This is a genomic window from Leptospira abararensis, assembly GCF_016918735.1.
GTDB classification, from domain to species: Bacteria; Spirochaetota; Leptospiria; order Leptospirales; family Leptospiraceae; genus Leptospira_A; species Leptospira_A abararensis.
The window spans coordinates 124574-135957 of the sequence record NZ_JAFFPR010000037.1; the positions used below are offsets into that span (position 1 = coordinate 124574).

Here is an 11384-nt window from a genome sequence, read left to right on the forward strand (position 1 = left end):
GAAATTGGATTTTAGAATCCTTCCAGAAATTGATATTTGTCAATACGGAGGTTTTATGTCCGCATCCATAGACAAGTTTAAATCCTCCCTCTCCCTTTGGGCGAGTGGAGTTTGTGTGATTACTTATGAGTCTTCTCAAAAAAAAGGAGGAGTCACTGTTTCTAGTTTTTCTTCTGTTTCCTTAGAACCGCCGTTAGTTTTATTCTGTTTGGCCAAAGACTCTAGTGCCAAAGAACCCATCCAAGATTCGGGAAACTTCGTTGTGAATATTCTTTCTTCCGAACAAAAACAAATTTCCGCTGATTTTGCTTCTGGTTCCCTGGACAAAGCGGTTGTTTTGGAAGGATTAAACCCGGAAACACTCTCCACCGGAGCCCCCGTTTTACGGAACTCTTTGGCTTCCCTCGATTGCAAAGTCGACCGGATCATTGAAGCGGGAGACCATTGGATCTTGATTGGTCTTGTGGAAGCAGTGGCTACGAAGGAAGGTTTCCCCCTCCTCTACTTCAATCGCAATTATAGGGAACTCGTTTAAGGAAACAGTATGGAAAAAGAGAAAGTGAATCTGGAAGACGCCAAAGAACACGGGCTTACAGAAACTGAATTTGTAGAGATCCAAAAAATCTTAGGAAGAATGCCTAACTCAACAGAACTTGGGGTCTTCTCCGCCATGTGGTCGGAACACTGCTCTTATAAAAATTCCATTTTAAAATTAAAAACCCTACCGACAAAATCGGACAAACTCCTCGCACAGGCCGGAGAAGAAAATGCCGGAGCTATGGACATCGGGGACGGCCTTGCTGTTGTTTTCAAAATTGAAAGCCATAACCACCCGACAGCCGTAGAACCTTACCAAGGGGCTGCGACGGGTGTTGGTGGAATCATGCGAGATATCTTTACTATGGGAGCTCGTCCCATCACCTCTCTCAACTCACTTCGGTTTGGTGACCCTAAAGAACCACGTAACAAATATTTGCTGACCCGGGCCGTCAAAGGGATCGGGGATTATGGAAATTCACTTGGAATTGCTGTAGGTGGAGGTGAGCTATTCATTCACCCTACATTCACAAAAAATCCACTTGTAAATGCCATGACTGTGGGAATTGCCCGCCACGACCAAATGGCCTCGGCGTCCACCAAGGGAATGGTAGGAAACAAAGTTTATATCGTGGGTGCCACCACAGGCCGAGACGGAATCCACGGAGCGAGTTTCGCCTCCAAAGATCTCACCAAAGAATCCGAAGAAAAAAGATCTGCCGTGCAAGTGGGAGATCCCTTTATGGAAAAACTTTTGATGGAAGCCTCACTCGAAGCCATCCAAAAAAACCTCCTTGTCGGAATCCAAGATATGGGAGCCGCGGGAATTTCTTGTGCCACGTCCGAGATGAGTGCCAAAGGAAAAACAGGAATGGATGTGGATCTAAACAAAGTTCCCCTTCGTGAAAGTGATATGAACGCTTATGAAATTATGTTATCTGAATCCCAAGAAAGAATGCTCGTCATTCCGGAAACAGGAAAGGAAGAGGAACTGGTTTCGATTTTCCATAAATGGGGACTGAATGCCGTAGAAATTGGAACGGTGACTGGGGACGGAATCCTTCGGATCAGAAAAGACGGAAAACTCAAAGCAGAAATTCCGGCAGATTCCCTCGTTCTTGGTGGTGGTGCTCCCCGGTACGTGAGAGAAGAAAAAAGACCGGCTTACCTAGATGAGGTGACAAAGTTTGATTCCTCCAAAATTCCTGACTTACAAGCAGATACAGTTTCCCAAACTTTAAATACCCTTCTCTCTTCCCTCAATATCACTTCACGTAGACCACTCTATGAACAGTATGATACAGAAGTGGGACTTGTAAAAGTGGTAGAACCTGGAGAAGACGGTGGCCTGGTTCGGATTCCTGGAACCAAAAAAGGAATCGCTGTGGCCACAGACTGTAACTCCCGTTATACTTACCTAAACCCTTACGAAGGGGCTCAAATCGCAGTTTGTGAATCGGCAAGAAACGTAGCTGCAACGGGTGCCGAACCTTACGGGGTTACAAACAACCTGAACTTTGGAAACCCCTACATTCCAGAAAACTACTACATCTTCAGTGAATGTGTGCGTGGTCTCGGCGATGCTTGTCGTTTCCTCGGACTCCCTGTCACCGGCGGGAACGTATCCTTTTACAATGAATCCCCCGAAGGACCAGTATTTCCAACACCTACCATTGGTATGGTGGGAGTGATTGATGATGTTGCCAAAGGCCTTCATACCTACCCTCGCACCAATGATGCAGTAACTTATGCCCTGGTCGGAGAATTCAAACCAACCATCTCAGCCTCAGAATACCTTTACCGTTTCCATGGTTTGGATACAGGTAAAATTCCAGACATTTCCCTCGCCAAAGAGAAAGCTACCATTGACACACTAATCGCGTGCCGCAAAGAAGGACTTCTCACTTCCGCCAAAGACCTGTCACTCGGTGGCCTCCTCGTGGCCCTTGCCAAGATTGTGATTTCCGGAAACAAAGGACTGGAAGCCGATCTAGAAGGATTACAAAAAAAGATCCCACGATTCGACGAACTTTGTTTTGGCGAAACAGGCGCCTCTTTTGTATTGAGTTTCCTCCCAGAAAATGAAGAGAAAGTAAAAGATAAATTCGAAAAAGTCGGACTTTCCTTTTATCCACTGGGTAAGTCCAGTTCCAAATCCTCCCTTTCGGTTAAAGGGAATGGATTCCAATGGGAATGGACAACCAAATCTTTAGAAACAGAATTTGAATCAGGCCTAAAAGGTTATTTCGAATAGACAAAACTAAAAATTTTTAGAGGATAGGCCGGATGCGCCTATCCTTCAATTTCCTCGTTTTAACTTTATTCTGTATCCAATGTACAAGTATCGCCAAACGACAGGAATACGAAGACTCCCTCCGAGCCTACAAAAAAGCCAATCTTGAAAAAGCGCTCGAATACCTCCCTACCGAAGAACGAAAAGGATTTATTGCAGTCCTCGAACGTGCTCATTTAGGATTTCTCAAAGGGGGAAGTGATTACAAACACCTAGAAAGGATTGCGGAGGAAAGTAAGGAACGCCTTCGTTTCAGTGCCAGCCGTTCTCTAAAGTCTTTTTTCTATATGGAAACCGAAGAAGGATACTATGCCTCCGAAGCAGAAATCATCTACCTACACATCCTTCTTGGCCTATACTATGTAAGAGCTGGTGATTATGAAAAGGGAAAAATCCAAGCGCGTTATGCGGGAAATCTCCTCAGCGGAGAATGGAGTGCCGAAGGACAGTTTGATGACCCCACCTTACGTCTATTACTTGCCTCACTTTGGTTATCTACAGGTTCTGTCGAAGAAGCTCGAGTAGACTTTCGAAAAGCAAGCCAACTAAAACCCCAATCTGCCGCCCTTAGAGCCATGGCCAATGAAAGGTATAATCCAGAAGGCGAATTCATTCTAATCTTTGGAGGCCCCGGTGCAGAACCAGAGATGGATCCTTCTGCCCACTTAAACTTTATCCGGGGCTTACGAAATCTAAAATTCCGCCAAACTGGAAAACAATCCCAACTAACATTAACAGATGAATCCGGAAAAACCCCTCTCATTTTAGAAAAAGACACCCTAGGTTGGTATGAACGCCACCTCATCCGTGACAATGAAATCTCGGAACTCATCCAAGACTCTAAATACTTCCAACTAGTCTCTGCCTCCGCCCTAAAAGAAGGAACCAAGGGGACAGTAAAAGTCACAGGGGCGATCCTTGCCAGTACTGCCATTGTGGCAGTGGGTGCTGGGATTGTTTACGGTGGAGCTGAAATTCAATCGAGTGAATTGTCAGGAATTGGAATCGCTATCATGATCGCCGGTTTCAAACTGGGCGCAGAATGGATTGAGACATCCTATGATGATGCAAGAAGGAATATCCGAAAAGACTTAGATATTTCTGACGAATACCGTTATGTTCGATTTTTTCCTGAATATGTTTGGTTGGGAAAATCCAAGTCGACACTCAGTAACCCCAAACTAACAATGAATCAAGAAACGCTACCCTATTCTTTAAGCCCAGCGATGGGGAGGATTAAAGTTCGTTTTGGGTTTTTCCCAGACAATCAAAGACCATAACCTTCCACCCGACTTGTTTTTAAAAAGTTTGTTTGTTCTGACCAAACAATTTGGTTTGTTTCCAAACTCACAAGAAAAAGTGTAACGGTGATGTATTGGATGCGTGACCCCGCTTCATAATTCACAACCTCATTGATCTCTCCTTTAATTTTATGAGAAGGAGACTTAAATTTCCCAACCGCCAAACGTGAATCAGCTGACACCATCCCTGTTTTTCCAAAGGCCATTTCCGTGGTCGCCTCTTCTCTGATGGATGTATCCACAAAAGGGACCTTATCTTTTGTGAGTTGGTTCAAAATTTCATTGGTGATGAGTTTGGTATCAATATGTTCTGAAGTAGAATTCTGCAGAGATTTCCATTCCAAATACCCGGTCTTCAAATCAGTTTTATAATATTTTGATAAAGAATGGCTCATGTTCCGAACCGTCTCTTTGACTTCTACCACCCCCCACTGTTTGGTGGCCTTGGCATTGTCTGTTTTTTGATAGGAAACGGTAGAGCAGCTAACAAAAAAATATGAGAGGAAGAGAGAAGTGAATAAAATGCGCATTAGGAAGAGTTTGGTGGGGGTTCGGGAGTTTGGCAAGAAAGAATGTGTGGGTAGTGTACTCCCCGCCCGATTCAGGGTGGGGAACTAGACCCGCCACCCAATGAGTCTCCTTTACCACGAACCCACAAAATTTGCCATCCCAATCCCAATCTTCAGATATTTTTTAGAAAAATGTTCATACTTTTGCTTTGTTTCCATTTCCTTTTTTAGCGCCTCCACTCCGTTAGTGGACAGAACTCTCATCTATACGGACCGGGCCACTGCGGGGTCCGCATTCGCTCCCGTCCTCCGACGGTTCCCGCCGAAGGACCAAGCCCTCCGGTCCCTGGCGCGAAGAATCCCATCGTAATTTCAAAATTTGACAGTCTCCGGTCAAAATATTGTCTTGAAACTTTCCCTTCTTCCTCCAAACTTCTGGATTAACTTATGGGTAAATTTTTAATTCGATTCAGCTTTTTTCTCATCCTCCTCGCCATTCTGTTTGCGGGTTACACTTGGCTTACACTCCAATGGAGTTACTCCGAAGGAGACCGTGCAGGATACATCCAAAAACTTTCCAAAAAGGGTTGGATCTGCAAAACTTGGGAAGGGGAAATGGCCCTTGTCACCATGCCAGGGACTATGACAGAAAAATTTTATTTCAGCATTCGGGATGAAGCCATTGCAGAACAATTGAATGGATCCATTGGCAAACGAGTGGTTTTAGAATACGAAGAACACGTGGGAGTACCTTTCAGTTGCTTTGCCGAAACTAGTTACTTTGTAACTGGTGTAAAAACCGTCCAAGAAGTGCCCCCTCTCTAAGTTTTTCTTCTATCGATTGATCTAGATGTTTCTTCGAAATGTCTAGATTGGCTGGTCTTTTACAATTCGAGTAGCAAGCTTCCAATCGTGCTTTCTTCGTTCTCCATTACCAAATTTCCTTTCTCTCTTCACTTCCTCCCAAAAATCCATCGTTTTCGAATTCACATAAACCCCGCCTGGCTTCCCTGTAAAATCCCCCTCCACTTAGTCCCAACGGTGACTTTCTATTTCCAGTCCCTTGAAAAGGATGGGTTGGACCGAATTTAACTTTACAAATTATTGCTATACGTATAACTAGTATCATGATGCTTGCGGAACAAACCCAGATTTCAACCAATGTCTACGAACCCATCCAAAATTGGAACCAGAGAGACCTTGGACTCCTCACGGGAGAAAGGGGGATGTACAGGCTCGCTCATTTTTGGCAATATGCCATGGTTTGTTCGGGATTTCAGGTTTTCAATTTGGACTGCGCCATTCGCTTCAACCCCTTCACCATCGCTGAAGAAACACGAAAACAAAATTTAGCACCAGAACCATTTTTAGAACAAATCCGAATCCAAAGAGCATTCACCCCCTATCAGATCTTAGATGCACTCAAAAACATCCTTACCTTAAAAGAAGAAAATACCATTTACTTTTTGTTAGCTCCTTGCAAACAATTTTTAGATGGTGATGTCAAAGATGATGAAGGTTTGTTTTTATTAAACTTGATGTTAGGTTTTATTGAAAAATTCCCCGGTCAAAATGTTCCCCTACTCATCATTGAATCTTGGACCTATTCACATAAAAACTTTCAAATCTTTTTTCCTAAACTACTACGTGCCACACAAAATCTATGGGAACTAAAGATGGACAAAGGTCTCTCTCGCATTCGTACAAGAAAAACTTCAATCACAGGAATTTAACATGGGAAGAACCATTGCGCCCTATTCTCGCCAGATGTTACAAATCGAAGAAAATCTATCAGACTTTCGAAGATCTCTTCGCAAATCCGACCAAGAGATCTATGATGATCTGATCCGAACTGCCAAGTTACAAGTACAAGCCGGTGTGATGGCATCCCTACCCTATCCCATTGATTCCATGATACTTTCCATGCTCATAGAAACAAAAAAAGAAATTAACGAATTAAAGAAAAGTCTGACAAAAATTCCAGACAAGTAAACCCAATCCTCCCAATGTTATGGAAACGTTCCAAGGTTACTTGTTTGATATCTACCACTCCGAACAAAAAATCTATCTCTGGATAAAGTCAGACTCTGGAGAACTCCGATTATTTTTTGATGAATTTTATCCCACAATTTATGTAAATGCCGAACCTAGTATTCTACAAAAAATAGTAAAACGGTTTTATGAACTAGATGCATTGGCAGAAATACCAACCTTCACAGAGAAATGCCTCTTCTATGAAAATAAAACCATCTCGGTCCTGAAGTTAATCATTTCCAAACCACAACTCCTACCAAAGATCACAAACAAACTCTTTCACTTATATGGTAAATATGATATCTACCATTCGGATATAGAAATTTCCACAGGTTATATGGTGGAAAAGGGTATTTATCCCCTTGCCTACATAGAAGTGAATTATGAAACAACAAAAAACAATCTCAATCGAATCAGGACCATTCGATCTTTTACAGATATCGAAGAGATGGACTACAAAATTCCAGACTTAAGCAAGGTATCACTCTATTTAGAAAAAAGCCATAGAATCCCCTTTTCAAACAATGCACTGATAGTAAAAACAAATTCCGATTTATATAGAATCCCAACTGGTGATTCTAGCCAACTCATCCATCAGCTAAATTCAATCTTCAGAAAATATGATCCAGATATAGTTCTCACCACTTACGGTGACCAAGTTCTATTTCCAAATATTTTTAAAGCTTCCCAGGAAAGCCACATACCAACAGAATTTGATCGGGACAAAACAAGCACAATACGACGTTCCATCCAAACAAAGGGCACTAGTTTCAATACATACGGAACGATAGTCTACCGAGCGCCCTCTTACCCACTCTTCGGAAGATGGCATATAGATTCCAGAAATGGTTTTGTTTATAAAGAAGCGGATCTTATGGGAATCATAGAACTCTCTCGTATTTCTCGTTTACCCATCCAAAAGATGGCAAGGGCTTCCACAGGAAAAGCACTTACCTACATCGAAGTAGATGTAGCTTTACGAATGAACTACTTAGTGCCTTGGCAAAAAAGTGCTTTAGAAGCGCCAAAGACCGCCTTAGATCTGCTAAATGCAGATAAAGGAGGACTCGTTTTTCAAGCAGATATTCAAAATGGATTTGCACTGGAAAACGTAGCCCAATTAGATTTTTCGCAAATGTATCCCAAAGTGATGGTCTTACACAATATATCTCCAGAAACAATCAACTGTCTCTGTTGCACAAACGATCCAACAACAGAAAAAGTGCCCTCACTCGGATACCGAATTTGTAACAAAAGAAAGGGAATAGTTTCCGTTGCACTTGCTCATATTGTAGATCGGAGGAATTATTACAAAAAACAATGTAAAGATAGCAATCGTCCCAACATATCAGAAATAGACCAAAAACAATCTAGCTTAAAATGGATGCTCGTTACCTCATTCGGTTATTTGGGTTACCGAAATGCAAAATTTGGAAAACTAGAAAGTCATGAATCAGTCACTGCCTTTGGAAGAGAAAAATTACTCATCGCCAAAGAAACAGCAGAAAACTATGGATACAACCTAATACACGCCATTACCGATTGTATTTTTATACAAAAAAAAGATAAGTCCCCTATCGATAAAAAACATCTCGAAGAAGTTTGCCAAACAATCAAACAGAAAACAAAAATAGGAATGGAAATCGAAGGCACCTTCTCTTGGTTATGTTTTCCCCCTTCTACCACAGATGAAAAAATGCCAGTTGCTAATCGTTATATGGGAAGATTTATAGAAGGAAGTTTCAAAGGACGAGGAATCATCCAAAGACGAAAAGACTTTCCTACATACATAAAAGCCGCACAAAACGAAATGATTGAGTGGATGTGTCAATTTGAAACAATAGAAGAAATGAAAATACGTGAAGGAGAGATTTTAAAAATATTCAAAAAACATGATATATTACTTTCTTCTGGAAATCTAAACTGGAGGGAACTGCTCATACAAAGGTCAACCTCTCAAGACCCAGAAGACTATAGCGTTGACGCACCCAGCGCAGTCGCAGTCAAAGATTTACTCGAAATGGGCGTTCGAGTCCAAGCAGGAGAAAAGGTCCGATACTTAGTCGTAAACAAAAAATCAGACCGAAAAGGAGAAAGATACAAAACAGAAGAAAGAATCGAAAATAAAGTTACTCCAAAAATCATAAGATATGACAAAAGCTATTACAGAAAACTGCTCCTTACATCATTAAAAGAAATCTGGGCGGCCTTTGCAAGCTTCAAAGATTTCGATGAATTAATAAGCGACGAACAACGATTACCCTTTCCAATTTAGAAATTAAATAAAACAGAAATCCAAATTTATTCATATATTCGATTTTTCTTTTATTGCATCGAAGCCAAAAAAAATGTCCAAAATTCGAATAAAAAATACATGTTATACGAGAATTTCTAAGACCTACTCAAAAAACGTTTGCCCAATCTTAGATACAAAAAAGACTCATATTCGTTTTTCCGCCAATGGGACTCAGGGGGCGAAGCTATGCCTACAACCATCTTAAACCCGTAAATCATCTTGATGCAGAAAAAAGGAAAGCCTCAATTATGTCTCATAAAAATCACAACACAACTAAAGGCAAAAAATCAACCAAATCTGAATGATAAACGAATAGCTTATAAGCACAAAGAAGAATAGGAAAACTGCTAAACGATTAAAAACCTGATACGGCCTAACTATACGAGCAACAAAAAACCTATCAAAAAAATCAAAAGAATCGTAATGCAATAAGTCTATCAAATAATAGCAATTACTCGCGCAACAGAAAGAGTTCGTTATGCGTAATCCAAGGAAACAATGACTGATACATATAGCTTTTTTAGATACTCATTGCCAGGAATTGTATTCATGATTGAAACAATTATTTGTCTATTAATTATAGATAAATCAAAGTTTATATGTCTATTTAATCATTCACTGATTTCAAATATAAACTCAACTGTCTTTCTTGCCATAATTACATTTTTCACAATAGGTATAGGATATATATTCACAATATTTTATAGAGTTTTCCCTTGGTTTAAGTTAAATTATTATGAATTTTTATGTTTAGTAAGAGACAAAGAAATATATAACTTCGACAATATATCACCGACTCTTTTAACCAAAGGTAAATTAGATTTCAAAGAAAACGGTTGGATCATAACTTCCGCACTTTGGTATGAGAGAGCCGAATCATCTAATGAAATTAAGGGAGCAAAAGAAAGGTCACAGAGTCTTGCAAATTTGTTACATTCTGCTGCTGCTTCTATGTTTGGATCTATCTTCACTTTATTAGTAGTAATTATTTTTACTGTTACCATTTGCAAATTTTCAATATCTCTATTTTGGGGAAATCTTTTGGCTATTATTCTAATCTTAATCCATTCAGTTATATTTTGTGGAGCGAGGAAAACGATGAGATTATTCACGGAATTTGTTCTTTGGAATGCTTTAAAAAATGATAAGAATACCCGCCCTTTCGAAAAATTGATCTAGCCACCTTGGACTACGCATAACAGCAACTAACCGCTTCGCTTCGGGACGAGCCCTCGCTCGGGCTGCGCCACATAGGCTTCTGGCACTCCTCTTGCTTACGCAAGCGTCGTTCCAGTCCCTAACGTCCCGTTTCCGGGACTCAGGGCCAGCCTACGTCGGTTAGTCTAGTTCGTTATGCGTAATCCCTATAAACTAATTTTTAGTCTATATCGACTATTTTTTAGTTGATATCTAGGAATATACTAGTATCCCTTACTCATGATACTTGATGGCATATTTGGAAATAAAACAGCATCCAGAGTTCTTCTACATTTATTCCATTACAATGAAATTCATTCCGCTGCAATAGCTAATGATTATCAACTCGCTCCTACACCAATCAGACTACAACTGGAACGTTTCGAAAAAGCAGGTATTCTAGTCGCAAAAAATGTTGGGAGAACTAGAGTCTTTTCATTTAATCAAAAATCTCCTTTTGTCAAACCTATAAAGGCTATCTTAGAGATTTTTTATAATTCATTAACAATAGAAGAAAAAGAAAATATATTTTCAGAAAGAAGAAGACCAAGACAAAAAGGGAAACCAGTATATGGAAGAACCTAATTGGTCTGACGTTAATGAGGAAGAACTGTGGAAATTCGTTGGATGGCATCTCGCAAATAAAGGAATAAATTCCGTTCTAGTCGGTGGCGCTGTCGTAGCTATTTATTCAAAAGGAGCATATCGTTCTGGAGATTTAGATTTAGTTGAACCTCTTCTATCAAAGGAAAGTGATATTAAATCTACTATGGAAAGTATTGGCTTTAGTAAGGTTAACCGTCATTATGTTCATCCTAAATGCCAGCATTTATACATTGAATTCGTTTCTGCACCAGTATCAATAGGAGATGATTATCGAATTATTCCTGACGAAAAAGAGTTTAAAGGAAAGATTCTTAAAATTCTTTCTCCCACTGACTGTATTAAAGATAGACTAGCTTCCTTCATACACTTCAAAGCAAGAGAATGTCTAGATCAGGCATTGCTAGTTGCAAAAAGTCAAAAGTTTGACTTAAAAAAAGTAGAAGAATGGTGTTTAAATGAGTCTAGTAGTGGAAAAGAAGCTTTCGATGAATTTTTTAGGTTATATAAGAAATAATTAAATATACGGGACTTCGCATAACAGCGTGGAAACGCTGCGCTTCGGCACAAGGCCTCGCTTGGGCTGCGCCACATTTCCCTTCTGTCACTCGTTT

Annotated in this window: 11 protein-coding genes; 10 read left to right on the plus strand and 1 reads right to left on the minus strand. The window is 40.4% G+C overall.

Annotated elements, in window-relative coordinates:
* Positions 1–55 precede the first annotated feature (55 nt).
* From JWG40_RS12125 to JWG40_RS12135, 3 genes are read left to right on the plus strand one after another with little or no spacing between them, the layout of a single operon-like run.
* Entirely contained in the window at positions 56–535 is a 480-nt protein-coding gene (locus JWG40_RS12125; RefSeq protein WP_205286060.1) for a flavin reductase family protein, read from the plus strand.
* Positions 536–544: 9 nt separating this feature from the next.
* The gene (purL, locus tag JWG40_RS12130; RefSeq protein WP_205286061.1) at positions 545–2791 is read left to right on the plus strand and encodes a phosphoribosylformylglycinamidine synthase subunit PurL; all 2247 of its coding nucleotides are present in this window, start codon (positions 545–547) and stop codon (positions 2789–2791) included.
* Positions 2792–2823: 32 nt separating this feature from the next.
* Positions 2824–4110: a hypothetical protein gene (locus JWG40_RS12135; RefSeq protein WP_205286062.1), complete on the plus strand. Its 1287-nt coding sequence runs from the start codon at positions 2824–2826 to the stop codon at positions 4108–4110.
* Here the strand turns inward: JWG40_RS12135 and JWG40_RS12140 are convergent.
* Complete coding sequence (locus JWG40_RS12140; protein ID WP_205286063.1) at positions 4098–4661, minus strand: penicillin-binding protein activator LpoB; 564 nt, start codon at positions 4659–4661, stop codon at positions 4098–4100. The genes JWG40_RS12135 and JWG40_RS12140 overlap by 13 nt on opposite strands.
* Before the next feature lie 426 nt (positions 4662–5087).
* On the opposite strand from JWG40_RS12140, the gene JWG40_RS12145 reads away from it, so the two are divergent.
* From JWG40_RS12145 to JWG40_RS12175, 7 genes are all read left to right on the plus strand, one after another.
* Entirely contained in the window at positions 5088–5465 is a 378-nt protein-coding gene (locus JWG40_RS12145; protein ID WP_002982294.1) for a hypothetical protein, read from the plus strand.
* Positions 5466–5767: 302 nt separating this feature from the next.
* Positions 5768–6373, plus strand: coding sequence for a hypothetical protein (locus JWG40_RS12150; RefSeq protein WP_205286064.1), 606 nt, complete (start codon positions 5768–5770; stop codon positions 6371–6373).
* A 1-nt stretch (position 6374) separates the two neighbouring features.
* Positions 6375–6632 (plus strand): DUF8156 family protein, encoded by a 258-nt coding sequence (locus tag JWG40_RS12155; RefSeq protein WP_205286065.1) that lies wholly within the window; start codon positions 6375–6377, stop codon positions 6630–6632.
* 19 nt (positions 6633–6651) lie between these two features.
* Positions 6652–8949, plus strand: coding sequence for a DNA polymerase domain-containing protein (locus JWG40_RS12160; protein ID WP_205286066.1), 2298 nt, complete (start codon positions 6652–6654; stop codon positions 8947–8949).
* 519 nt (positions 8950–9468) lie between these two features.
* Positions 9469–10149, plus strand: coding sequence for a BA5345 family protein (locus tag JWG40_RS12165; RefSeq protein WP_456298539.1), 681 nt, complete (start codon positions 9469–9471; stop codon positions 10147–10149).
* Between the two features lie 258 nt (positions 10150–10407).
* Positions 10408–10752 (plus strand): ArsR family transcriptional regulator, encoded by a 345-nt coding sequence (locus tag JWG40_RS12170; protein WP_205286068.1) that lies wholly within the window; start codon positions 10408–10410, stop codon positions 10750–10752.
* Positions 10739–11287 (plus strand): hypothetical protein, encoded by a 549-nt coding sequence (locus tag JWG40_RS12175; protein ID WP_205286069.1) that lies wholly within the window; start codon positions 10739–10741, stop codon positions 11285–11287. Before JWG40_RS12170 ends, JWG40_RS12175 begins: the two co-directional genes overlap by 14 nt.
* Positions 11288–11384 lie beyond the last annotated feature (97 nt).